This window comes from Amycolatopsis saalfeldensis (assembly GCF_900110575.1).
GTDB lineage: Bacteria > Actinomycetota > Actinomycetes > Mycobacteriales > Pseudonocardiaceae > Amycolatopsis > Amycolatopsis saalfeldensis.
Map to the genome: position 1 here is coordinate 37,608 of NZ_FOEF01000016.1, position 24,295 is coordinate 61,902.

The 24,295-nt window shown below is 70.5% G+C and carries 22 protein-coding genes; 5 read left to right on the plus strand and 17 right to left on the minus strand.

Annotation, left to right across the window (positions count from 1 at the left end; all coding sequences use genetic code 11):
* Nucleotides 1-30 precede the first annotated feature (30 nt).
* A complete protein-coding gene (locus tag BMY97_RS30250) occupies nt 31-834 on the plus strand; it encodes an arginase family protein (protein WP_091623293.1) in 804 nt (267 codons plus the stop codon).
* Between the two features lie 148 nt (nt 835-982).
* Here the strand turns inward: BMY97_RS30250 and BMY97_RS30255 are convergent, their stop codons facing one another.
* Together BMY97_RS30255 and BMY97_RS30260 are read right to left on the minus strand one after the other, a co-directional pair.
* Nucleotides 983-1,372, minus strand: a complete 390-nt coding sequence (locus tag BMY97_RS30255; protein ID WP_091623295.1) for a GntR family transcriptional regulator — start codon at nt 1,370-1,372, stop codon at nt 983-985.
* Nucleotides 1,373-2,095 (minus strand): hypothetical protein, encoded by a 723-nt coding sequence (locus tag BMY97_RS30260; protein ID WP_091623297.1) that lies wholly within the window; start codon nt 2,093-2,095, stop codon nt 1,373-1,375. It abuts the gene before it with no gap.
* 333 nt (nt 2,096-2,428) lie between these two features.
* Between BMY97_RS30260 and BMY97_RS30265 the strand changes: the two genes are divergently transcribed.
* Complete coding sequence (locus tag BMY97_RS30265; RefSeq protein WP_091623298.1) at nt 2,429-3,718, plus strand: PucR-like N-terminal domain-containing protein; 1,290 nt, start codon at nt 2,429-2,431, stop codon at nt 3,716-3,718.
* Nucleotides 3,719-4,582: 864 nt separating this feature from the next.
* Here the strand turns inward: BMY97_RS30265 and BMY97_RS47290 are convergent.
* Nucleotides 4,583-6,418, minus strand: a complete 1,836-nt coding sequence (locus tag BMY97_RS47290; protein ID WP_177231609.1) for a DUF6801 domain-containing protein — start codon at nt 6,416-6,418, stop codon at nt 4,583-4,585.
* Nucleotides 6,419-6,668: 250 nt separating this feature from the next.
* Here BMY97_RS47290 and BMY97_RS30275 point away from each other — a divergent pair, with 250 nt between their 5' ends.
* Nucleotides 6,669-7,610, plus strand: a complete 942-nt coding sequence (locus tag BMY97_RS30275) for an RCC1 domain-containing protein (RefSeq protein ID WP_425425344.1) — start codon at nt 6,669-6,671, stop codon at nt 7,608-7,610.
* A 57-nt stretch (nt 7,611-7,667) separates the two neighbouring features.
* Here the strand turns inward: BMY97_RS30275 and BMY97_RS30280 are convergent, their stop codons facing one another.
* The 14 genes from BMY97_RS30280 to BMY97_RS30345 form a co-directional block, all read right to left on the minus strand.
* The gene (locus BMY97_RS30280) at nt 7,668-8,309 is read right to left on the minus strand and encodes a DUF6801 domain-containing protein (protein WP_091623303.1); all 642 of its coding nucleotides are present in this window, start codon (nt 8,307-8,309) and stop codon (nt 7,668-7,670) included.
* A 348-nt stretch (nt 8,310-8,657) separates the two neighbouring features.
* Entirely contained in the window at nt 8,658-9,299 is a 642-nt protein-coding gene (locus tag BMY97_RS30285) for a hypothetical protein (protein WP_091623305.1), read from the minus strand.
* Between the two features lie 56 nt (nt 9,300-9,355).
* Nucleotides 9,356-9,820 (minus strand): hypothetical protein, encoded by a 465-nt coding sequence (locus BMY97_RS30290; protein WP_245787582.1) that lies wholly within the window; start codon nt 9,818-9,820, stop codon nt 9,356-9,358.
* Between the two features lie 800 nt (nt 9,821-10,620).
* Entirely contained in the window at nt 10,621-11,301 is a 681-nt protein-coding gene (locus tag BMY97_RS30295; protein ID WP_245787583.1) for a hypothetical protein, read from the minus strand.
* Nucleotides 11,280-12,500 carry an MCE family protein gene (locus tag BMY97_RS30300; RefSeq protein ID WP_091623308.1) on the minus strand — a complete coding sequence of 407 codons (1,221 nt, stop codon included), beginning with the start codon at nt 12,498-12,500 and terminating at the stop codon, nt 11,280-11,282. Before BMY97_RS30300 ends, BMY97_RS30295 begins: the two co-directional genes overlap by 22 nt.
* A complete protein-coding gene (locus BMY97_RS30305) occupies nt 12,500-13,552 on the minus strand; it encodes an MCE family protein (protein WP_091623310.1) in 1,053 nt (350 codons plus the stop codon). Before BMY97_RS30305 ends, BMY97_RS30300 begins: the two co-directional genes overlap by 1 nt.
* Nucleotides 13,549-14,571, minus strand: coding sequence for an MCE family protein (locus BMY97_RS30310; protein ID WP_218156917.1), 1,023 nt, complete (start codon nt 14,569-14,571; stop codon nt 13,549-13,551). Before BMY97_RS30310 ends, BMY97_RS30305 begins: the two co-directional genes overlap by 4 nt.
* Entirely contained in the window at nt 14,568-15,554 is a 987-nt protein-coding gene (locus BMY97_RS30315) for an MCE family protein (protein ID WP_091623724.1), read from the minus strand. Before BMY97_RS30315 ends, BMY97_RS30310 begins: the two co-directional genes overlap by 4 nt.
* Nucleotides 15,551-16,552: an MCE family protein gene (locus BMY97_RS30320; protein WP_091623315.1), complete on the minus strand. Its 1,002-nt coding sequence runs from the start codon at nt 16,550-16,552 to the stop codon at nt 15,551-15,553. The genes BMY97_RS30315 and BMY97_RS30320 overlap by 4 nt, the downstream gene beginning before the upstream one ends.
* Nucleotides 16,549-17,826: an MCE family protein gene (locus BMY97_RS30325; protein WP_091623318.1), complete on the minus strand. Its 1,278-nt coding sequence runs from the start codon at nt 17,824-17,826 to the stop codon at nt 16,549-16,551. Before BMY97_RS30325 ends, BMY97_RS30320 begins: the two co-directional genes overlap by 4 nt.
* Nucleotides 17,823-18,674, minus strand: a complete 852-nt coding sequence (locus BMY97_RS30330; protein ID WP_091623321.1) for an MlaE family ABC transporter permease — start codon at nt 18,672-18,674, stop codon at nt 17,823-17,825. Before BMY97_RS30330 ends, BMY97_RS30325 begins: the two co-directional genes overlap by 4 nt.
* Nucleotides 18,675-18,678: 4 nt before the next feature.
* A complete protein-coding gene (locus tag BMY97_RS30335; RefSeq protein ID WP_091623324.1) occupies nt 18,679-19,458 on the minus strand; it encodes an MlaE family ABC transporter permease in 780 nt (259 codons plus the stop codon).
* A 302-nt stretch (nt 19,459-19,760) separates the two neighbouring features.
* Nucleotides 19,761-20,756, minus strand: coding sequence for an LLM class flavin-dependent oxidoreductase (locus tag BMY97_RS30340; protein WP_177231610.1), 996 nt, complete (start codon nt 20,754-20,756; stop codon nt 19,761-19,763).
* A 70-nt stretch (nt 20,757-20,826) separates the two neighbouring features.
* A complete protein-coding gene (locus BMY97_RS30345) occupies nt 20,827-22,950 on the minus strand; it encodes a HelD family protein (RefSeq protein WP_091623326.1) in 2,124 nt (707 codons plus the stop codon).
* 123 nt (nt 22,951-23,073) lie between these two features.
* Here BMY97_RS30345 and rsmD point away from each other — a divergent pair, with 123 nt between their 5' ends.
* A complete protein-coding gene (gene rsmD / locus BMY97_RS30350) occupies nt 23,074-23,649 on the plus strand; it encodes a 16S rRNA (guanine(966)-N(2))-methyltransferase RsmD (RefSeq protein ID WP_177231611.1) in 576 nt (191 codons plus the stop codon).
* 45 nt (nt 23,650-23,694) lie between these two features.
* Nucleotides 23,695-24,177 carry a pantetheine-phosphate adenylyltransferase gene (gene coaD, locus BMY97_RS30355; protein ID WP_091623329.1) on the plus strand — a complete coding sequence of 161 codons (483 nt, stop codon included), beginning with the start codon at nt 23,695-23,697 and terminating at the stop codon, nt 24,175-24,177.
* Nucleotides 24,178-24,295 lie beyond the last annotated feature (118 nt).

Consider the following 24,295-nt stretch of genomic DNA (forward strand, 5'->3'; position numbering starts at 1 on the left):
CCGCGCCGGTCCCGCGCTAACGTCGGCCGCATGCTGATCAACGCGGTGCCGCAGTGGCAGGGCGCGATCGGCCCGAGAGCACCTGGGCTGGTCGACGGCTGCCTCGCGCTTTCCGAACTGGCCGGGCACGTGCTCGGCCTGCCGGTTCGCCATGTTCGCCAGGACGCGGCGACGTCGGGCGCGGTCGACGGCGTCGCCAACCGGGCCGTGCTCACCGGCCCGAACCGGGCGGCGCAACTGGCCGCGCTGGAGGCCCCGGGCGGTCCGGTGCTGACCATCGGCGGAGACTGCGGAGTCGAGCTGATCCCGGTCGGGGTCGCACGATTCCGTTACGGCGCAGGGCTGGGCGTTGCGTGGTTCGACGCGCACGCGGACTTGAACACCGCCGAGTCGTCGCCGTCCGGCGCCTTCCACGGGATGGTGCTGCGGTCGCTGCTCGGCGAGGGGGACGCGTCATTCGCGGCCAGCCCCGCGCTCGAGCCCGGCCGGGTCGCGCTGTCCGGCACGCGGGCTTTCGACGCGGCCGAGGAGGACGCGGTCGCCCGCGGGCTGGCCGTGCGGACCGAGGATGTCGCCGGGACGCTGCGCGCGGCCGGCGCGGATCAGGTGTACCTGCACCTGGACCTGGACGTCCTGGACCCGGCCGAGTTCGACGGCCTGAACTACCCGGAACCGGGTGGGCTGACGATCACTGAACTTGTCGAGGCGCTCGACGGACTGTCCGAAATGGACGTCGTCGGCGCGGGAATCACGGAGTGCGTCGGCACGGGCGCGGAACTGAACGTTCTCGAGCCCGTCGTCGCCGCAGTGGGGAGGTTGCTGATGCGGGATTGAGCCCCGGAACGCCGGCTGTTCGCCCGGTGTCCTTGCAGGTAGACGACCACGCACGTGCGCGGCCCGAAGGAGGTGCGCCCGAGGCCGTGACGCTGATCGGTCGTCGTACGGCGCGAAACCGCGCCGGCCGGCACGGATCCGGCTCTCCTCAGCCGAGGTATCCGGAGGTTTTCTCGTCCATCGCCGCGCGGACGGCGTCGACGGCTTCGGCCGGCCCGGCGTCCAGTTCGCGTGCCCGGGCGGCGAACTCCATGGCCGCTTCGCGAAGTAACCCGGCACGGTTCGGCTGTTCGGCCGGACCTGTGACGACGGTTCCCTTCGCGCGGCCTGTGACCACCTGCCCACCGGCCTCCAGCTCGCGGTAGACGCGCGCGATGGTGCCGGAGGCGAGCCCGAGGTCGCGGGCGAGCTGGCGGATCGGCGGCAGTTTGGCGCCATCCGCGAGCGTGCCCGTCGTGATCGCGCGGACGATCTGGTCGTACACCTGGCGCCAGGGGGCGACGCCGCTGTCGGCGTCGACCGCTACTCGCAGCGGCACCTACTTCGCCGCTGCGGTCGCGGGCAGTTTCCCGGGCGGGGCGGCGATCGCGCGGAACGCCGCCACCGTCACGACGAACGCCACCAGCGACGAAAGGTTCCCTGCGGTCCAGCCGGTCATGGCGCACAAACCCGCGCCAAGGCCGATGGCGACGCGCGCGCTGCGGCAACGCAGCGCCAAGTCGACCACGGGGTCCCCCTCTGCCGGGCGGCGGACGGCGAGCATGGCGACCAGCCAGGCCGCCGCGTCGGCGGCGAGTGTGATGCCGAACATTGTCCACTGGCCGAGCAGCGCCAGGTGCGCCACGGCGGCGAGCATGGCGAGGAGGTTGACCACGAGCGCCCACGGCGGGACGAAGTCGACCATCCGGCGGGTCGTCAGCGTGGCTTCGCGTCGTGCCGTGCGCGCCGGCCGCTGGGCGAACAACTCGGCGATCAGCGCGCCCACCAGGAGGGTGACGACGATCGCGCCGCCGCCGTTGGAGTCCTGCAGGTCGCCCGCGTGCGGGATGAGGGGGAGGCCGATGAACAGCCACGGGTACCAGAACCGGCGGCGGCGCAGATAGCGCACGGCCGTCGAGACCTGGTCCGGCGTTGCCTCGGGCAGGCCCCACTTGGTGAGCAGCCGCGTGCCTTGCCGTTCGCCCGGCCACAGCACGATGAGGATGACCAGCCCGAACACGCCGCAGGTCAGCGCGACGGCCAGCGCGTTGTCGAATTGCATGGCGAACCCTCCAGTCTTGTATCAAGCAGATGATACAAGACCGCGTTGTGCTGCGCGGGGCGAGGCTTGCCGTTTTCGTCGCCGCTGGAGGGCGACGCGCGGGTTCGTCCGTTCGTACGTACTTTTCGCGGCAGCCGGGGGAGATTTATCGGAAAGTACGAGCCGCTTCCCGTGAACTTGTCACGGACGGGACAAGAAATCGGTTTCTCCTGCGGGGGGTGACACGTTTCGGCTTGGTTTTTCGATGTGTCGGGTGTCACCCCTCGATGGCCGCGGGGTGTCCGGCCACGCCGTGGCGACGGCCGGGAACCGGGGTGGGGCAAAGGAGCTGCGATGTCGGTGGAGCGCGGACTCGATCATCCGGTGTCGCCGTCGGCGCTGCCCCGGAAGCTGGCCGAGATCTTGCGCCCTGAACTCGCGAGCCTCTCCGAGGAGATCGTCGACGAGATCCAGTCGACGATCCCGGCGTACGCGCGGCCGCTCGACGGGCCGTACGGGAAGTCGATCCGGGCGGGTGTCGAGTACGCGATCACGCTGTTCGTCGCGCAGATCGCCGACCCGAGCGTGTCCAAGGAACAGTCGCACGAGGTGCACCACCGGCTCGGGCAGAACGAGATGCGCGAGGGCCGCAGCCTGGACACGTTGCAGTCGGCGTACCGCGTCGGCGCGCGGGTGTCGTGGCGGCGGATCATGCGGGTCGGGCGGCGCAGTGGCCTTTCATCGGCAGTGATGTCGCAGCTGGCGGACGCGATGCTGGCGTTCATGGACGAGCTCGCGTCGGTGGCCCTCGACGGTTACCTGGAGGCGAAGGCCCGGACGGCCGGCGCGTTGGAGACGTGGCGGCGAAAGCTTCTCGGACTGCTGCTGGAGGTCCCGGCGGCCCCGGCGAAGGCCGTGGCGGAACTCGCGCAGCTAACCGGCTGGGCGGTGCCGGAGCTGGTTTCGCCGATCGCCGTCCGGCCGCTGTTCGAAGCGCATCCGCGCCGGCGCGTCACCCTGGACTCCGATGTGCTGGCCGAACTCGACGGCGTGGAGCCCCGCCTCGTCGTCCCGGGACCAATCGGCGGCGCGCGGCTGGCGACGTTGCAGGCGGCGTTGCCGGACCGCTGCCTGGCCATCGGGCCGTGTGTGCCGCTGGAAAGCCTCGCGGATTCGCTGCGCTGGGCCCGGGCCGCATTGGTGCTCGCCGATCGGGGGCGAATCCCCGGTCAACGCGTGATCCGCGCCGAGGAGCACCTGGCCACGCTGCTCGTGAACTCCGATACCGCGCTGGTCACGCTGTTGCGCACCCGGCTGTTCGCCCCACTCGTCGAAATGACGGACAAACAGCAGGACCGTCTCCTGGAGACGCTGCGGGCCTGGCTCGACAGCCAGGGCAACGTCGTCGAGATCGCCGAACGCCTCCAGGTCCACCCCCAGACGGTGCGCTACCGCATGCGCCAGCTGCAGGCGACGTTCGGCGACCGCCTGCGCGACCCGTCGGCTCGCTTCGAGCTGGAACTGGTGTTGCGCGGATGTGCCCCGGGCCATTCGCCGACGGCCGGCGAATCCTGGGTGGGCGGCTTCCCGGTGGGCGAGCTGATGCCGTCGCCGCGCAGAAGCCCACAGTGGAGCGATCGCTGAACTCGGCGTCTGTGCGGTGAGGACCAGGCAGTGGCCGCGGAATGGCGACGCTGGTCTGGTCCTTGTGGAGCAGTGGGTTCGCGGAAGGTTTTCGATTCGCCGCGACAAGGCGATGCCGGTGACTGGTTGTGGGTCCGGCGAGCGCGCGCCTTTGTAGGGCCGGGGTGGGTGGACGGGCTGACGGTCGCTGGGCAGTTCCGGTTGGTGGAGAGGTTGCTGGGCTGGCGGGACTGGCGGCGTTGGCAGGCCTGGCGGGACGGGCGGAATCGGCAGGACCGGCGGGCTGGTGGAGCTGGCGGGAGTCGGTGGGGGTGGCGGCATTGGTGAGGCCGGGTCAGCCGGATGTCGTGTGCGAGCGTGATGTGGCCGTCGACGGCGTTCGCCGTGATCTGGTCGGTTGCGAACCGACCGTTGTTCTTTGCTGCCGGGCTCGCTGATCTCTCACCGGGAGCTGGCCGGAATGTGACGGTACGGCGATGGTGCCCGAACCTGTGCGGCAGTCGCGGAGGGCTTGCCCGGATGTCGGGGCGAGCAGGAACTAGGCGGTCTGGGGAGTGACTGGACCTCGACGCGGTGCTGGAGCAGTCCGCATAGAACGGAGACAGGGCGCGAAAGTTGGGCGTCGAAAGAGGTCGCGGCGGGGCTGGGTTGGATCGAAGCGGTCCGCGGCGGCTGGGTCTGCGACCGCACTGACTGGTCTGTGGCGGTGCCGACTGGTCTGCGGTGGTGCCACGACGGCCTGCGGCGGTGCCGAGCGCCGTAGCCGAATGTCGAAAGGCGGAGGAAGTTGCCAAGGGCGGTCGGCGTTGCTCGTCGCTTGCGAGCTTCGGTATCTCCGCCGGGAATTACCGAACTCGTAAGTTCCTAGTGGGGTGAGTTGACCGCCTGCGCGGGTGGGAGGTTCGGGTCGGGTGGGCACTGGTTGTGGTCCGGGGACGTGCATTCGGCCAGGTTGAGCGTCTCGACGTGGGCCTGGTTGCCGGGGCCTGAGGCCATGCCGGTGAGGAGTGGGCTCAACGGCTCGGTGGCGCCGCAGCTGCGGAACGGCGGGAGGACGAAACCGCGGAACTTGGGGTCCGGGGAGTTCGGATCGGTGCCGATCGAGCCGACACCCAGTGGCTCGTAGGGGCCGCGGAGGTCGAGGCCGACGGGCTCCGAGGTGACGCAGTCCGGGCCGACGTCGAGGGGCTGGCCGTTGACCTTGGCGTTGCTGAGGCGGGCCATCACGTCGATGTGGCTGGTGAGGATGGAGACACCGTTCGCGTCGGTGGTGATGGCGCCGTTGATGGGGATCTGCTTGGCGTTGCGGTAATCGACGGGCAGGAACTCGACCGTCGCGGTCACCGGGACGAAGCCGAAGCCGAGGAAGGTGGACTGCTGGGGCTTGAACGACGTCGTGCCTGAGACGGTGCTGTCGATCGGGATCCCCGTGGTCGGGTCTAGGCGAATGGTCCAGATGCCGTTGAGTAGGGCCGTCGGTGTGCTGGTGATGTTCGCGCCCAGCCGCACGACCGTGGATCTGGCGACGATCCGGACCAGGACCAGCGGCGTGATGATCGACAGTGGCTCGTCGTCCTGTGCGCTGACTCTGCCGGCTGCGGCCTGGCCGGGTAATACCACGAGCGTGCCGAGCGAGGTGGGCTGGCCGGGGGACAGGGTGCAGGCCGCCTCTTTGGCGGGTGGGGTGCCGGTGGGGGAGCCTCCGGTCGGGGGAGTGGTGCCCGTCTGCGGAGGTTCGCCGGTGGTGGGGGTGCTGGGGTTTGTGTCGGAGCCGGAGCTCGTGCCGGAGCTTGCCCCGGAGCCGGAGCCGCCTCCGGTGGAGGGGGCTGGGGCGGTGGCCATGGTGCGGGCGGAATTGGCGGCGTTCGTGGCTGCGGACGGGGAGACTGCGGAGCCGGTGCTTGAGGAGCCGCTGGCTGCTGAGCCCGCGCTGGAGTTGGTGCTGGAGGAGCCGTTGGCTGCTGAGCCCGTGCCCGTGCTGGAGCCGGTGCTGGAGGAGCCGTTGGCCGGGGGGACGTTTTCGGGGGTGCTGCTGTTGGGAGTGCTGGGAGGATCGCCGCCAGGGGTGCCAGGGGTGCCAGGGGTGCCAGGGGTGCCAGGGGCGCCGGGAGTGCCAGGGGCGCCGGGAGTGCCAGCGCTGGAACCGGTGCCAGGTCCGGTGCCGGTGCTCGCGGGGGCCGGGGAGAGGGCGAGGGTCGGGGCGGTGACGTCCAGGGTCACGGCGCCGGGGGTGTCCAGCGCGAGGCCGGGGGCCCGGCCGGTGGCGGTGAGGGTGACGTCGCCGGTCGCCGGCACCGCGGTGGGGGCGAAGGTCAGCGGGACGGGGATGGTGTCCTTCTTGTCGTCGCGGTGGACCGCGAGGCCGAAGGTCAGGCCGCCCGCCAGGCTGCCGGTTGTGGTCAGGGCTTGGGCGACGTCGTGGGGCAGGGTGAAGGTTGCGGTGAAGTCGTCGAGGGACAGCGTCTGACCGGTTTTCACCGACGCGGGCAGGGTCACGGTCGTGCGCATCGTGAGCGGGACCGGGCCGTCGAGGGGGCACGTCATCGCGACCGTCGCGCTCGCCCGGTGGGTGGCCGACTTGTCCGGGCCCGGCGCGGCGGCCGAGCCCGCCGCCGTCAGCACGCCGCCGGCGGCGCTCAGGACGCCCAGGGCCGACAGCACTGCGAGCGACCGGGTTCGCTGCCGGAAACGAAGTGTCACTGCTGCTCCACCGCCCCATTTTCCGGGCGGGCAAATGCCAGGAAAGCTCCGCCGGAATCGAAGTTACCCGCGGGTTCGGCGGGTGACAAGACCCGGCGTCAACGCCCTGGTGGGGGCCGCTTTTGTTGTCCGATCCTGCGTGGCGGGCGGGGCGTTTTCGTAGCTGGGTGACAAAGAAATCCGCCGTGGTTTACCGGTTCCGGAGCGGCTGCGACCATCGGCGAAAAATGGCCGGAGAAAAGAGGCTGCTGTGTCTGGTGTCTCGCGTTACCGACGGATCCCGCGCCGTGGCGTCGTTCTCGGCGCCGCGCTGGCCGTGGTCGCGCCACTGTGGACGACCGGAGCGGCCGCGGCGGCGCCCGCCGGCGGCGTGTTCGGCTGGGGTGTGGCGATCACGGTCACGCTCGCCATCCCGCCGGAGTCGGCCGACGGTGTGACGTCGATGTCGGCCGGCGGCATCGACGCCGTCGCGCTGCGCAGCGGTGGCGTGCTCGCCTGGGGGGACAACAACTTCGGCCAGACGGAGGTGCCCGCGGGGCTCACGTCGGGCGTCGCGCAGGTGGCGGCGGGCTGGGCGCACGAACTCGCGCTCAAGAACGGCCAGGTCTACGCCTGGGGCAATGACTGGTACGGCCAAACCGACCTGCCCGCGTCCGTCACGAGCGGGGTCACGGCGGTCGCGACGTCCAATGTGCACAGTCTCGCGCTGAAGCAGGGCGGGCAGGTGGTGAGCTGGGGTTCGCGCTCCGACGTGCCCGCCGTCGCGGCCTCCGGCGTCAGCGCGATTTCCGCGGGCGGCGACCACAACCTGGTGCTGAAGAACGGCGGCGTCCTTGCCTGGGGCAATAACACCTACGGCCAGACGACGGTGCCTGCGGCCGCGACGTCCGGCGTCAGCGCGATCTCGGCCGGCTACGACCACAGCCTGGCGCTCAAGAACGGCGGGGTCCTCGCCTGGGGGCGGGACAACTTCCACCAGATCGACGTGCCCGCCGAGGCGACTTCCGGCGTGGTCGCGATCGACGCCGGCTGGAACCACAACGTCGCGGTGAAGTCCGACGGCACGATCGTCCTCTGGGGATCCGACATCTCCGGGGAGAGCGACCCTTCGGCGTGCGCCCCGATCTTCGGCGCCTCCGCGGGCGACGGGGCCACGTTCGTGCTCAAGGCGGACCTGAACGTCTGCCAGTGAGCACCCGCGAAAACGGGGGCGGCCGCGGTGGCCGCCCCCGTTTTCCTGCCCCGGGAATCAGCTGATGTTGAGGTCCGGCGTGAACGAGGTGTTCTGCGCCGGGGACTGCGCCTTGAGGGTGCAGTTCATCGTCCAGTTGGACCAGCTGCCGTCCGACGCCTTGTGGAACTGCAGCGCGGCGCTGATCGGCGTGCCGAGCTTGAGCGTCGCCGTGCCCGCGGGGCCCGCGGTGTAGTTCGGGATGCTCGACGTCGGGACCTGCGAGATGATCACCGTGATCGGGCCGCCGGCCGGGTAGATCGTCTCCGGGATGTCGAGGCCGGTGGCGGCCGGCTGCGAGAGGGTGCCCGACGTCGCCGTCACGGGAACCGTGGCCGAGCCCCGGATCCCGTCGAGGCCGACGGCGGTGAGCAGCGCGTGGACGGTCGCCGAGACCGTCGCGGTGCCGCCCACGTCGGTCGGCGTGATGGTGGTGCCGGACGGGACCGTGTCGGGTGCGCTGAGGTGCGCGGTGACCGTCACCGGCTGCGCCGGGATGCCCGGGAACGTGCAGGTGTAGGTGATCGCGGGGTTCGGGTCGGTGCCGGCCGAGTAGACGGTCGTGGCCGCCGCCGCCGTGCCGGCCGTGAGCACCGCGATGGCGCCCACGGCGATTCCGGTCATCGCGGCGCTCGTGGACAGCTTCCTGAGTCGGGACATGCCGGTCTCCTTGTTTCGAGGTTCACTTCCGCGTGGCCTACGTTTCGGCGCGGGCACAACGTGCTCACGAAATCCCCCCGGCTCGAGAGTAATCATCGAGCGCAGTAGGCTTTTGTGGATGGCGTCCGGACCATCGGGATCCGGTCGCGAAGCCAAGGTTACCCGCGAGTTCTACTAGTAACAAGCCTGTGACGTGCAGGTTTTCCGGCAGGTCGGCTGGACCGATTCTCTTGTCATCGCCGGACTAAAGGAAACGCGGTTTTCGTCGGTCGATGACAAGTTCTTCCCGGGGTAACAGCAGAAGGGGCGCCGAATGATTCCGGCGCCCCTTCGAGGTGGTGATCGAAATCAGGAATCCGTCTTGGGCGTCATCGTCAGGGAGATCGTGTTGTTCGGGCCCGAGACGAGTGCGCCGAGTGCGAGATCGGCGATGAAACAGTTGGTGAAGTCCGGGATGGTGTAGGTGCCCTTGACCGTGATGGGCTGGGTGATGTCGACGTTCTCGGCGGTCAGGGTGAGGTCGAGCGGCTTGCTCGTCTTGCAGCTGCCGGGCACGGTCGGCACCGGGATCACGGGGACGACGAAACCGGCCCAGATGTCGCTGATCTCCATGTTCGCCGTGGCGTGCGTGGTGAGCGTGCCGTTGGCGATCGTGCCGGTGGCCGGCGCGGTCGGGGTGACCGTGACCTTGGCTTTGACGCGGATGATGCCCGAGGCCAGCGAGATGTCGGCCTGGGCGGGCGGCAGGCTCAGGTCGGCGCGCAGGCCGACGCTGCCGGTCTGGTCGTCGATCAGCAGGGCGCCGTCGAGGGTGCCGGGGCCGAGCTTCATCGCGCTGCCGGTCTTCTGCACGGTGGTGCTGCCGGCCACGTCGTAGGAGACCGGGATCTCCACCACGTCGGCGGACGCGGGCACGGCGGCGGCGAGGCTCAACCCGACCACTGCCGCCGCGGCGAGGGCGCCGGTCCTGACCTTTCGGGAAATGGACATGATTGTTCTCCTTAGTGGTTTGACGATCAGTCTCCGGCTGCCCCCGGAAACCTTTTTCAACGCGGTGAGAGGTCGGTGACGACCCAGCTCCCGTTCACGCATTCGGCCGTGACGGAAAGTTGTGCCGCCGCCGTACTGGTGGTGCCATTGTCCGCCCGGGTGGCGGATTGGTCGAGGAATGCGAGCAACTGTGCGTGGTCGCCGTCGAGTTGCTGGACGGAAATCTCCGAAACGCGAGAGGCGAGCACGATCTTTTGTGCCGGAGCCATTCGGAGGACGTCCGCGAACAGCTTGTCGTAGGAATCCCGTGCCTTGCCCCGGAGAACGACGTCGGCGGCCTTTTCGGTGACGTCGGTCTTGTCGTAGGAGTAGGAGAAGACCTTGTTCAGCGCCAGGCTGACGGCGGAGGTGACGTCGGCCGTGGTGCTGACGTCGGTGAGGGCCTGGTTCGTCGTCGCGGTGGAGGTGGCGGCGGCGTGGGCTTCGAAGGTGAACCAGGCACCGGCGGCGGCCAGGACCACGGCTACGGCCAGGAGGGCCGCGGGGAGGCGGTGGCGGCGGAAGGGGTGGTGGCCGGGTGGTTCCGGGGTGACGAGGGTGCCGGAATCGGGGGACGGAGCGGAATCGACGGGGGCCGGGGTTTGGAGGGCGTCGACGGGGTGAGGGGATTCCGGGGCTTCGGTGCTGGTGACGCGAGGGGGTTCGGGGGTTTCGGTGCGGCTGGTGGTGCCAGGGGTTTTGGGGGTTTCAGCGCGGTCGGTGGTGTCAGGGGTTTCGGGGGTTTCGGTGCGGCTGGTGACGCGAGAGGTTCCTGCGGGTTCGGCGCGGTCGGTGGTGCCAGGGGGTTCGGGGGTTTCGGTGCGGCTGGTGGTGCCAGGGGTTTTGGGGGCTTCGGTGCGGCTGGTGACGCGAGAGGTTCCTGCGGGTTCGGCGCGGTCGGTGATGCGAGGGATTTCTGCGGGTTCGGCGCGGCCGGTGGGCTGAGAGCGCGAGTCTTCGGTGCGGTCGGTGGCGCGAGGGGCTTGGGAGGCTTCGGTGCGGTCAGCAGCCTCAGCAGCCTCAGCAGCCTCAGCAGCCTCAGTGAGCCTGGGAGCCCCAATGACCCTAGCGGCCCTAGCAGCTCCAGCGACCCTAATGACCCCAGTGGCCTCAGCAGCCCCAGCGGTGACGGCGTGGCCGTCGCTTGCGTTGGGGGTGTCGGGGCCGTCGGCGGTGTCGGCGGGTGGGGAGGCGGGGCGGCGCGGGGAGAGGATGCCCAGCTTGGCAAGCGTGGCCGAGCCGCCGGGTGACGGTGTGGGGGAAGACCCGGAGGAAGGGGTGCTCATGACGACGTCACCGCCAGTTGGTCGAGGGTGCTGAGCTTCCAGCCGGACGCGGTGCGGGTCAGCGTGGCGGCGTAGCGGTTGCGGCGGGTGGCCGGGGCGGCGCCCGCCTTCGCGACGGTGACTTCGACCGACGCGATCAGTTTCGCCGTGCCCGCGTGAGTGTCCAGTTCGGACAGTCCCGCGTCGAGGACCTTGCCGGTCGCGACGGTGGCGCCGGCGGCCAGCGCCTGTTTCGTCTGGGGGGTGGTGCGGGCCAGCTGGTCGTGGAGGGGGCCGGTGGACGCGTCGAGCCAGCGGGACAGGCCGGCGTCCACCTGGTGGTAGTCGAGGGTGTTCAGGGTGGCGACCAGGGTGCGGCCGGTGGCCAGCGCCTCGTCGCGGGTCTGGCCGTAGGTGGTGGACGTCGAATGGGACGCCGAGTACCACGAGTAGCCCGACCAGCCCGCGAACACCGCGGCCGCCGCGAGCGCCACCGCCGCCGCCCAGACCGGCTTTCGGCGGGGGACCCAAGACCGTTTCCGGGGCGCGGAGGAGGGCGGATCGAGGTCTGGCTCGGCGAGCGTCGGCGCGGCGGCTGACGTTTCATCGGCCGGAGCGTGGTCGGACTCCGGCGAGGTCACCGTGGAAGCGGGCGCTTCGAGTTCCACGACCGCCGTCAGTTTCCGTTGCGCAGCCACAGCATCTCCTCGAGATCGGTGGACGTGGGCTGGCCGTCGAAGCGCGTCAGGTCGGTCAGGCCGGCGGCGCCGCCTGGGACGGCGACCGGCGGCAGGCCCGGGTGGGGCGCGTTCTGCGAGCCCCGCACCGACGTCGCGGAGCCGGCGGGCAGCGTGCACGCCGCCGCGGTGTTGAACGGCAGCGGCGAAGTGACAGCGCTGCTGCGGACCGGCGTGCTCCCGTAACCGGTGCGGCACGGCGGGGGATCGAAGAACGTCAGCGCCAGCGAGACCTTCCCGCTGCCCGGGGTGATGGCCGCGGACGTCGCCGCCACCGCCTTCGGCGTGGTGACCAGCAGTTGCTCCAGGCCGTCGGTGCGGGCGCTGAACACTTGCGACGTCGTGAGCAGGTTCGCGAGCAGCACGGGCAGCCCGGGGTCGGTGTCCTTCAGCAGGCCCGAAATCTCCGTGGCGGCGGGCGGCGCGGCCGCGATCAGGCGGCGCAGGTCGCCGTCGGAGGTCTTCAGCTGGTCGGCGAACAGGTGCGCGTTGCGGCTGAAGTCCCGCCACTCGTCCGAAGAATCGGCCTGCGTGCGCAGCACCGTGGCGCCGTTGTCGATCAGACTGTGGGTCTGCGGCAGGTTGTCCGAGGCCGACTTCGTGAACGAAGACGCCGTGTCCATCAGCAGCTGCAGGTCCGGGCCCGAGTTCTGCAACGCGTTGTCCAGCTCGTCGACGACCGTGCGCAGGTCGCCGGTCGGCACCGACGCCGTCAGGTCGTCGAGGTTGGTCAGGAACGTCTGCACCGGCAACGGCAGCGTGGTCGATTCGCGCGGGATCACCGAACCCGCCGCCAGGTACGGCCCGTCGCCGGTGCGCGGCTGCAGGTCGACGTACTGCTCGCCGACGGCCGACCGGTTCGCCACCACCGCCTGGGAGTTCACCGGGATCGGCGGTGCCGACGAATCGAGCAGCAGGTCGGCCTCCATGCCCGAGTCGGTCAGCCGCAGCGGCCCGACCCGCCCGACCGGGACGCCGCGGTAGGTCACCTCGCCGTTGGTGAAGATGCCGCCGCCGTCGGACAGCTCCAGCTTCACCGTGTACGAGCCGATGCCGAACAGCCGGCTGATGCCCGCGTACTTCGCGCCGACGAACGCCGTCGTCACCAATGCGATCACGACGAACACCAGCACCTGCACCCGCGCCTTCGTCGACAGCATCACTGGCCTCCCAGCGGCAGCGTCGGCAGCCCCGGCGGCGTGCCCTCGCCCGGCGGCGGCAGCGGCACCCCGGGCGCGGGGATCAGCGACGCGTAGACGTTGAGGTAGTCGCCCTTGATCGCGTCCAGCACCGGGTCGGTGAACGGGAACGTCGGCAGGATTTCCAGCGCCTTGGGCAGGTTCTGCCCGGCGTCGGCGAGCCGGTGCAGGATCGGCGCGAGCGCGTTCAGGTCCGCGACCAGGTCGTCCCGGCTCCGGTCGACGACGTTCGTGGCCACCGAGGACAGCTGGTTCAGCGAGTCCAGCATGGCCACCAGCTGCGCGCGCTGGTCGGTCAGCGTCTTGAGCCCGGGGGTGAGGTCGGTGAGCGCGTCGGCGATCTGGTTGTCGCGGTTCGCCAGCGACGCCGACAGGTGGTCGAGCCCGTCGAGCGCGGTGGTGATGTCCGCGCGGTGGGCGTCCAGGTTGGACATCAGGGTGTCCACTCCGGACAGGAACCCGCGGATCTCGGCCTCGTTGCCGTTCATCACCTTCGACAGCTCCTGGTCGATGGTCTGGAGCTGCCCGATGCCGCCGCCGTTGAGCAGCAGGGAAAGCGCGCCGAAGATCTCCTCGATCTCCGGGTTCCGGTTGGTGCGCGAGACCGGGATGACGGCGCCGTCGCCCAGCCGCCCGGACGCCGCCTGGTCCGGCGGCGCCAGCTCGACGAACTTCTCGCCCAGCAGTGACGACTGGCGCAGCCGCGCGACGGCGTTCGCGGGCAGCGAGATGTCCCCGTTCACCGTCAGCACGGTTTGCGCGGTCCACCCGTCGGCGCCGAGGCCGATGGACTGGACCCGGCCGACCGGCACGTCGCCGACCTTGACCGCGGCCTGCGGCACCAGGTCCAGCACGTCGGCGAACTGCACGGTGACCTGGTACGGGTGGTCGCCGAGGTCCGCGCCGCCGGGCAGCGGCAGGTCGTACACCCCGTGGAAGCCGCCGGGCGACGAGCACCCGGCCAGCGCCAGGCAGGCCACCGTCACCGCGGTCAGCAGCGGCCGGGCCCTCATCGCCCGCCCCCGGAGACGACCTCGCCGGACACCGGCAACGGCAGGCCGGGCGTGTAATCGAGCAGATCGGTCCGGCCCTGGAGGGTGCCCGTGGCGGGGTCGATCGCGTTCAGCACGTTGGTCGCGGCCAGCGGCGCGTCGTCGAGCACCTCGGCCAGTGACGCGCGCTGGTCCACCAGCGTCTGCGTGGTGCCGGCCAGCTTGTCCACATTGGACTTGATCGCGGCCCGGTTGTCGTGGATGAAGGCCTGGATCCCGGCCAGCGCGCTGCCGAGCCCGTTCAGCGCGCCGGCCAGCTCGCCGCGGTTGCCGGCGAGGGTGTCCGAGATCGCCGCGAGCTGCCGGTTCACGTCGGACACCTGGCTGTCGTTGGTGGCCAGCATGCTGGTGAACTTCTGCAGCTCGTCGACGGTGCCGAACAGGTCGTCGGAGTTGCCCGCCAGCGTGCGGGCCAGCTGGGCGAAGTCGCGGACGGAGTTGTTGAACGCCGTGCCGTTGCCCTGGAGGTTGGCCGCGCCGGTGCGCAGCAGGTCCGACAGCGCGCCGTCGGAGTTCGCGCCCTTCGGGCCGAGCGCCGTGGCGAGGGTGTTCAGGCTGGCGTAGAGCTGGTCCAGCTCCACCGGCGTGGCCGTGCGGTCCCGGCCGATCACGGCGCCGTCGGGCAGCCGCGGCCCGCCGCGCGCCAGCCTGGCCAGCTGGACGTACCGGTCGGCGACCACGCTCGGCGCCACCACCACCGCGGGCGTGTCGGCGGCGACCGCAACCCCGGCGTCGACCGACATGTCGACCCGCACCTGCTCGCCCTGCGGCGTGACCGCGGTGACCTCGCCGACCTTGACGCCGAGCACCCGCACGTCCGATCCACTGTAGACACCGACGGCGCGGGAGAAGTACGCCGTGACGTGGTGCTGCCCGGATCCGGAGAAGACCCACCACAGCACGCCCGCGAGCACGAGCACGAGGACGACGGCGAAGGTCAGGAACCGGCTGATGCGCAGGCCTGTCCGGGTGGTGGTCACTTGGCGCCTCCCTTCGGCGGCGTGCACGGGTCGCGGTTCTCCGGGATCAGGCCGCACAGGTAGTTGTCGACCCAGCGGCCGTTGCCCACGGAGTTGTTCACCACGCGGAAGTACGGGCCGGCGAGCTGCAGGCTCTTCGCGAGGTTGTCGTTCTGGCGTTGCAGCAGGTCGGTGACCTGCCCGAGCTGCTGCAACGCGGGGCCGAGCTGGTCCTTGTTGTCCGCGACGAGCCCGTTCAGCTGCTGGGAGAGCTGCTGCGCGCCCACGAGCAGCTGGTGGATGGCGTCGCGCCGGTTGTTCAGCTCGGTCAGCAGCAGGTTGCCGTCGCCGATGAGCTTTTCGAAGTCGTCGTTGGAGTTCGCCAGCGTGGTGGTCAGCTTCCGGGCGCCCGCCAGCAGTTCCGCGATCTTGTTGTCCCGTGAGGACACTGTCTTGGACAGCGCGCTGAGGCCGTCCAGCGCGGTCCGGACGTGCTCGGGCGAGTTCTTGAACGTGTCGCTGATCGTCGCGAAGCTGTCCGCGAGCTGCTTGGTGTCGATGGCGCCCGCGGTGTCGGCGAGGCCGTTGAACGCGTCGGTGACGTCGAAGGGCGTCACGGTGCGGCTGCGCGGGATCGGCTGGTCCGGGTCCTGGACGCCGGCGCCGGTCGGGTTCAGCGCCAGGAACTTGCGGCCCAGCAGGGTCTTGATCTTGATCTGCGCCGAGGTCCGGTCGCCGATCCAGGCGTCCTTCACCTGGAAGCTCACCAGCACGTGGTCGTCGGCCAGGTCGACGCTGGACACCGCGCCGACCTTGATGCCGGCGATGCGCACCTCGTCGTCCGGCTGCAGTCCCGCGGCCTCGGTGAACTCGGCCTCGTAGGTGGTGCCGCCACCGACGACGGGCAGGTTGTTCCAGTTCAGCGTGAGGGTCAGCACGGCCGCCAGCGCGACGCTGCCGGCCACCCCCAGCGTCAGGGGATTGCGTTCGCGGAAGGACTTCACGCGCCACACCTCGCCGCGGTCGCCGGAACGCCGCGAGGCGGCGAGGTCTGCAGCGTGGCGCTGCACAGGTAGAAGTTCAGCCAGGAGCCGTACGAGCCGATCCGGCCGAGGTCGTTGAGCTTCGGCGGCAGCTTGTTCAGGAAATTGTCCACATCGGACTGTCCGGTGTTCAGGTGCTGGGACAGCGTGCCGAGCCCGGAGATGCTGTCCTTCAGCCCCGGCCGGGCCTGCTCGAACAGGCCGGCGGTGGACTGGGACAGGTCGGCGATGCCGCCGATCGCGTCACCGATCGCGGTGCGGTCGCCGGCCAGGCCGGAGACGAGCTGGCGCAGGGTGGAGATGAGCGTCGCGAGTGCGTCCCCCTTGCCGTTGACGGTCTTCAGCACCGAGTTCAGGTTGTCGATCACCCGGCCGATCACCTGGTCGCGGTCGGCCAGCGTGGTGGTCAGCGAGCCCGTGTGCGCGAGCAGGTCGTCGACCGTCCCGCCCTCGCCCTGCAGCACCTGCACGATCTCGCCGGACAGATCGTTGACGTCCTTCGGCGAAAGCGCTTGGAACAACGGTTTGAAGCCGTTGAACAGGTCGGTCAGGTCCAGCGCGGGTGTGGTCCGCGACAGCGGGATCTCGCCGCCCGGCGGCAAGGGACCGGCGCCGGGCTCGCCCCGGTCCAGCGCGATGTAGCGCTGGCCGACCATGTTGCGGTACTTGATCACCGCGCTGACATTCGACGGCAGCGTGCGGCCCTGCTCCAGCGAAAAGCTGACGTGCGCGCGGTTGCGGCCGGTGATCTCCAGGCTCTCGACCTGGCCCACCTTGACCCCGGAGATCCGCACGTCGTCGCCGACGTTCAGCGCCGTCGCGTCCAGGAAGGTGGCCCCGTAGACCTGGGCGCTGCCCACGGTGCCGCCGGTGATCGACAGCGCGAGCACCAGCGTGGCGACGGCCGTGACCAGGATGAAGATCAGGCTCTTGACCAGCGGCGCGGCGAGGTTCCTCATTTGAGCTTCACCTCCGTGCCGCGGTAGAGCGGGCCGACGAGCACGCTGCCCCACGAGGGCACCTGCGCGGTGGGCACGCCGATCGACGGCGCGACGAGCGTGGCCAGCAATTCCTGCTCCTGCGGCGAATTCGCGACGCCGAGGTCGCCGTCGGCGCCGGGTAACAGTGGGTGCGCCTGCGTGCCGGGCGCGGCCGCCGCGGTGCCGGTGGTCGGCACGACGCCGCTGGGGTAACAGCGGGGGCCGCCGGTGGCGTTGTACACCGGGGCGTCCTGGCCGGGCACGTACTTGCCGCGCGATTGCGTCACCGAGATCTCCGCGTGCAGGCCGGGCTGGTTCGTGCCGGCGCCGAGCACCTTGTTCATGTCGGGCTTCAGGTCGGTCAGCGCCTGCAGCGTGCAGGGGAAGCTGGGGGAGTACTCGGCCGCGATCTCCAGCGGCCGCCTGCTGTCGGCGGACAGCGAGATGATGTTGTTCCCGTTGTGCTGCAAGAACGTCGTGATGTCGCCGGACGAAGCGGTCACCTGCTGGTACAGGGCGCCGAGGTCGCCGCGCTTCTCGTTGACGGTGCCGAGAGTCGTGGCGGAGGCGGACAGCGCGTCGAGCAGATCCGGCGCGATGTCGCCGTACAGGTTCGAAACGGTGGCGAGGTCGTGCACGTTCTGGTCCAGCCGGGGCAGGTCGGGGTTGAACTGCTTGAGGTAGTCCGACGCCTGGGCCAGCGTTTGCCCGAGCTGCGCGCCGCGGCCCTGCAACGCGGTGGAGACGGCCGTCAGCGTGGTGGCGAGTTTCTGCGGCTGCACGGCCTGGAGCAGGGGTAAAAGATTGTCGAAGACGCGTTCCAGCTCGATCGCGTTGGCCGAGTGGTCCTGCGCGATGACGTCGCCGGACCGCAGCGGCGGCGTCCGGTCCGCGGCCGGGATGGACAGCTGGACGTAGCGCTCGCCGAATAGCGTCTTCGGGACCAGCAGCGCGGAGACGTCACGCGGGAGCCGGCTCACCTTGTCCGGCTCGAGCGCGAGCGAGATCTCCGCGCCGCCGGCCACCGCGCGCACGCCGCGGATCTCACCGACGACGACCCCGCGCGCCTTCACCTGGCCGCCTTCGCGCAGCTGGTTGCCGACGCGGTCGGCCTTGAGCGTGACCGGCACGGACGTGACGAAGTCCTTGTCGTAGACCTTGATGGTGATCAGCACGAACACCGACATCACGGCCAGGAACAGCACTCCCGCGGTCCGGACGCCCGCTTTGCGCAGCCGCGCGTGCCGGCTCATCCGGCCACCTGGACCGTGGTCGTCGCGCCCCAGATGGCGAGGCTGAGGAAGAAGTCGATCACGCTGATCGCGACGATCGCGGTGCGCACCGCGCGCCCCACCGCGACGCCGACGCCGGCGGGGCCGCCACTCGCGCGGAAGCCGTAATAACAGTGCGCCAGCACCACCACGACGCTGAACACCAGCACCTTGCCGAACGACCACAGCACGTCGCCGGGCGGCAGGAACAGCAGGAAGTAGTGGTCGTAGGTGCCCGCGGACTGGCCGAACGCCCACACGGTGACCTGCCGGGAGGCGAGGTAGGAGGACAGCAGGCCGATCGCGTACAGCGGGATCACCGCGAGGAAGCCGGCGATCACGCGGGTGGTGACCAGGTACGGCACGCTCGGGATGCCCATCACCTCGAGCGCGTCGATCTCCTCGGAGATCCGCATGGCGCCCAGCTGCGCGGTGAAACCGCAGCCGACCGTCGCCGAAAGCGCGAGCCCGGCGACCAGCGGGGCGATCTCGCGGGTGTTGAAGTAGGCCGAGATGAAGCCCGCGAACGCCGACGTGCCCACCTGGTTCAGCGCGGAGTAACCCTGAAGGCCCACGACTGTCCCGGTCGCGACGGTCATGCCGATCATCACGCCGATCGTGCCGCCGATCACCGCGAGCGCGCCGCTGCCGAAGCTCACCTCGGCCAGCAGCCGCACGACCTCGCGCAGGTAGCGGCGCACCGTGCGCGGCACCCAGCCCAGCGCGCGCAGGAAGAACAGGATCTGGTCGCCGAGCGTGTCGAGGAAGCCGAAGCGGCGGTCGACGGCTTCGAGCACCCGCGTGGCCCGGGGCGGGGTCTTGGTGGCCATCGGCTCAGCTCCCCTTGGGCGGCACGAGTTGCAGATAAACGGTCGTCAGCACCAGGTTCAGCACGAACAGCAGCAGGAAGGTGATGACCACGGACTGGTTCACCGCGTCGCCGACGCCCTTCGGGCCGCCGCGGGGGTTGAGGCCGCGATAGGAGGCGACGACGGCCGCGACGAAACCGAAGATCAACGCCTTGATCTCGCTGATCCACAGGTCCGGCAGCTGGGCCAGCGCGGAGAAGCTCGCCAGGTACGCGCCCGGGGTGCCGCCCTGCATGATCACGTTGAAGAAGTAGCCGCCGAGCACGCCGACCACGCTGACCATGCCGTTGAGGAACACCGAAACGCCCATCGCGGCGAGCACCCGCGGCACGATCAGGCGCTGGATCGGCGAGACGCCGAGCACCTCCATCGCGTCGATCTCCTCGCGGATGGTGCGCGAACCGAGGTCGGCGCACATCGCGCTCCCGCCGGCGCCGGCGATCAGCAGCGCGGTGACAATGGGGCTGGCCTGCTGGATGATCGCCAGCACACTGGCCGCGCCGGTGAACGACTGCGCGCCGATCTGCGTGGTCAGCGAGCCGATGTGGAGCGCGATCACGGCGCCGAACGGGATCGAGACCAGTGCCGTCGGCAGGATCGAGACGCTCGCGATGAACCAGAACTGCTGCACCAGCTCCCGGAACTGGAACGGGCGGCGGAAGGTCAGCCGGACGACGTCGAGGGCGAGCGCGTAGAGCCGCCCGGTCTGCCGGAGCGCGGCGGCACCCGGGAACTGTGTCGCCATCCGCGCCTCCCAGCATTCCCCGGGCACGGTGAATCGACCCGGGAGAGCCATTTCCGGCTGGTCCGAATGGCGGACTCACCGGCCGGTCAAATGCTTTTCCGGGTGTTACCGTGCGGTTTCGTTACTGGTCGGTACGCTAACCACGGGCCCGCTCGGAGACAAGAACTTGTCGCTGGTTACGGGGTCACGGCCTGGTAACCGCGAAATTCTTGTGCTTTTCTGACAAAGGTGGCTGATCTTGTTGTCAGAGGTGGAAAAGAAAAATCCCGGCCCTGGCCGGACCGGGATCTTTTTGCCGCGGGTCAATTCTTGAGTTCGGCCACGATCTCGTAGGAACGGACGCGGTCGGCGTGCCCGTGGACCATCGTGGTGACCATCAGCTCGTCCGCGGCGGTGTCGGCGAGCAACTGCTCGAGTCCCTTGCGGACGGTCTCGGGCGAGCCGATGATGCCGGAGCCGAAGCGCTCGGCGAGGAACGCGCGGTCCATCTCCGTGTACGGGTACTCGGCGGCTTCCTCGGGCGTCGGCAGCGCGATGGGACGGCCGCGGCGCAGGCTGAGGAAGGTCAGCCCGCTCGGGCCGGCGAGGAACTGGGCGCGCTCGTCGGTCTCCGCCGCGACGACGGAGACGCCGAGCATCACGTACGGCTCGGCGAGCACTTCGGACGGCCGGAAGTTCTCGCGGTAGAGCTGCACCGCGGGCAGCGTGTTCTCGGCGGCGAAGTGGTGCGCGAAGGAGAACGGCAGGCCCAGGCGCCCGGCCAGCTGCGCGCTGAAGCCGGACGAGCCGAGCAGCCACACCGACGGCTTGTTGCCCTCGGCGGTCACGGCGTTGACGCCGCGGGCCGGGTCGTGCTCGAAGTAGTCGTTCAGCTCCAGCAGCTGCTCGGGGAAGTTCTCCGCGGACAGCCCGCCGGGCCCGCGCAGGGCCAGTGCCGTGCGCTGGTCGGTGCCCGGCGCGCGGCCGATGCCCAGGTCGATCCGGCCGGGGTGGAACGCCTCCAGCGTGCCGAACTGCTCGGCCACCACGAGCGGCGCGTGGTTCGGCAGCATGATGCCGCCGGAGCCGACGCGGATGGTCTCGGTGGCGTCGGCCACGTGCCCGATCATCACCACGGTGGCCGAGCTGGCGATGCCCGGCATGTTGTGGTGCTCGGCGAGCCAATAACGGTGATAGCCCAGCCGCTCGGCGTGCCGGGCGAGGTCGAGGGTGCTGCGCAGCGCGTCGCCGACCCCCCTCCCTTCCGAGACGGGGGAGAGGTCGAGCACGGACAGCGGGACGTCAGGCAGAGAACTCACATCCGGCGTAACGCGCGAGGGGCCTGTTCCCTTCCCGAGGCAACCTCCGTTTTTCGCCGGTGGCGGGCGATCAGGCCGAGGGCAGCCAGTCCGGGTCCGAGGCCAGCACGATGAGCTGCTGGGTGGCCCGGGTCAGCGCCACGTACAGCACCCGGCGGCCGGTGGTGGACTCCGTGACCAGCTCCATCGGCTCGACCAGGACCACGGCGTCGTACTCCAGGCCCTTGGAGTCGAGGCTGCCGACGACCTTCAGGCGTTCGTCGGCGGTGGCGGCGAACCAGGACGCGACCTCCTCGACGCGGTCCATCGCCGTGATCACGCCCACGGTGCCCTCGACGGAGCCGAGCAGCTCCTTCACCGCGCCCTGCGTCGCCGCCTCCATGCCGGTGCGCTCGACCGGGCGGACCTCCGGCGTGATGCCGGTGGTCCGCACCGCGCGCGGCAGCTCGCCGGCCTCCGCGTGGCCGATGACGACCTTCGCGGCCAGGTCGAAGATCTCCGCGGAGTTCCGGTAGTTCGTGCGCAGCGTGTAGCGGCGCCGGGCCGTTTTGGCGCCGAAAGCCTGGTCACGGGCGGCCGCGGCCTCGTCCGGGTCCGGCCACGAGCTCTGCACCGGGTCGCCCACCACGGTCCAGCTCGCGTACTTGCCGCGGCGGCCGACCATGCGCCACTGCATCGGCGACAGGTCCTGCGACTCGTCGACGACCACGTGCGAGTACTCGTCGTAGTGCTCCGGGCGGTGCGTCGTGCCGGTGCTGCCGCGGCGCTCCGGCTCCGCTTCGAGCACAGTCTGGCGACGGCGGCGCTTCGGCTCCGGGCCGATCAGCACGCGCAGCTCGTCGAGCAGCGCGACGTCGGCCACCGACCAGCCGTGCGAGCGGTCCGCGAGATCGGCCGCCAGCATGGTGATCTCGCCGCGGTTCAGCACACCCTTGGCCGCCGCCGCGAGCCGCTTCTCGTTGCCCAGCCACTTCAGGATCTGGGCCGGGTACAGCACCGGCCACCAGACGACCAGGAAACGGTGGAACTCGATCCGCTCGCCGAGGTCCGTGATCAGCTCGGCGCGGTCGATCTGACGGCCGTCCTCCTTCGCGTACCCCTCGGCCTTCGCGGCCAGCGCGTCCAGCAGCAGCTCCGCGACGCGCACGCGCGAACGGTTCGGCGGCGCGCCCTGCGTGTGGGCCTTCCGCCGTACCTTCTCCAGCTCGCGCTCGGTGAGTTTCAGCACCTCGCCGCGGTAGACGATCCGCAGCTCGTCCGGCGCCTCCGGCGGGGTGTCGCGCAACGCGCGCAGCAGCACCCGCCGCATTCGCAGCGAGCCCTTCACCGCGGCCAGCGGCGAGCTGTCCTGGCGGGTCGCCTCGAGCCCGTCGAGCACTTCGCCGAGCGCGCGCAGCTCCACGTTCGTTTCGCCCATCGACGGCAACACGCGCGAGATGTAGGAGGTGAACACCCCGGACGGCCCGATCACGAGCACGCCGGCGCCGCCCAGCTGACGGCGGTGGCGGTAGAGCAGGTACGCCGCGCGGTGCAGCGCCACGGCCGTCTTGCCGGTGCCCGGCCCGCCGGTGATCTCGGTGACCCCGCGCCACGGCGCGCGGATGACCTCGTCCTGCTCCTTCTGGATGGTGGCGACGATGTCGCGCATCTTCTCGCCGCGCGAGCGGCCCAGCGCGGCCATCAGCGCGCCCTCGCCGACGATCTGCATGTCCTCGGGCACGGCGTCGGCGATCAGCACGTCGTCGTCCACGTCCAGCACGTTCGGCCCGGAGCAGCGGATCACGCGGCGGCGCACCACGTCCATCGGCTCCTCGGCGGTCGCCTGGTAGAACGCCGCGGCCGCGGGGGCTCGCCAGTCGGTGACGAGGTTGTCGAACTCGGCGTCGCGGATGCCGAGGCGGCCGACGTAGATCAGCTCGCCGTCGCGGTGGTCGAGCCGGCCGAAGACCAGGCCCTCGTACTCCGCGTCCAGCGTCTGCAGCGTCTGGTTCGCGTGGTGGACCATCATGTCGCGCTCGAAGAGCATCGACGCCTGCTCGAAGATCGCCTCGCGCTGGGCGCCCTGCCCGATTTCGTAGCCCTTGGTGCGCATCGCCTCGGCCTGGGCCTTCAACGCCGCGAGCTGGGTGTACACCCGGTCCACGTGCGCCTGCTCCACGGCGATCTCAGCCCGCCTGACCCGGGGTTCGGACACGCATCGCTCCTTGAAGAATCTCGATCGCCCCATCAGGGCGAAGAACGACTCTACGCGTTGCGCGCGCGTGGTTCAGCATGTCCTGCCCAACACCACAGACCGGGCCTCGGCGAAGATGGGGGAGTGACCAGGATCGTGGCCGGGAGGGCGGGCGGGCGGCGGCTGAAGGTGCCGCCGAAGGGCACCCGCCCGACGTCCGAGCGGGTGCGGGAAGCCCTGTTCAACGCCCTCGACGTGGCCGGCGAGCTGGACGGCGCGCGGGTCCTGGACCTCTACGCGGGCTCCGGCGCGCTCGGCCTCGAAGCCCTCTCCCGCGGCGCCGCCGACGCGTGGTTCGTGGAGGCCGACCGCCGGGCCGCCGACGTGCTCCGCGGGAACGTCGCCGACGTGGGCCTCGGCGGCACTGTGCGCGCCGCGCCGGTCGAGGCCGTGGTGGCCGCTCCGGCGCCGACGCGGTTCGACCTGGTGCTGGCCGACCCGCCGTACGCCGTGGACGCCGCCGCGCTCGGCCGTGTGCTGGCCGCGCTCGACGAAGGCGGCTGGCTCGGCGAAGGGGCGCTCGTGGTGGTCGAACGGGCCGCTCGCGACGGCGCGCCCGACTGGCCCGCCGCTTTCACGCCGACCCGTGAGAAGCGCTACGGCGACACGGCCCTGTACTGGGCGGAGTTCGACACGGGAAACAGGGGTGTGACGCAGTAGTCACGTGGTGCGCGCGCGGCCCCGCGGCTTGGTAGCGTCCGCCGCATGCGGCGTGCGGTCTGTCCCGGCTCCTACGATCCGGCCACCAACGGACACCTCGACATCATCGAGCGGGCCTCCCTCCTCTTCGACGAGGTCGTCGTCGCGGTGGGGGTGAACAAGAGCAAGAAGGGCCTGTTCGAGGTCGAAGAGCGCATGGAGATGCTGCGCCTGATCACCGCGAAGCTGCCCAACGTGCGCGTCGACTCGTGGCAGGGCCTGCTCGTCGACTACTGCCGCGAGAACGACATCTCGGCCGTCGCCAAGGGGCTGCGCTCGGTCAGCGACTTCGACTACGAGCTGCAGATGGCGCAGATGAACCGCGAGCTCACCGGGCTCGAGACGCTGCTGATGGCCAACAACCCGGCGTACGGCTTCGTCTCCAGCTCGCTGGTGAAGGAGGTCGCGGCGCTCGGCGGCGACATCGAGAGCCTCGTCCCGCCGGTCGTGTTCGAGCGGCTCAAGCAGGTCTTCCCGAAACAGGACTGAGCAGGGCAGCGGCAAGTCCAGCGGGCGTATTCGCCCGATCGGGCGGCGACCATCGTCGGGACTTCGGCCGTTGGCCGCGACTGTTCACTTGACGGTCTCCTGTGGACCATCCCATCGG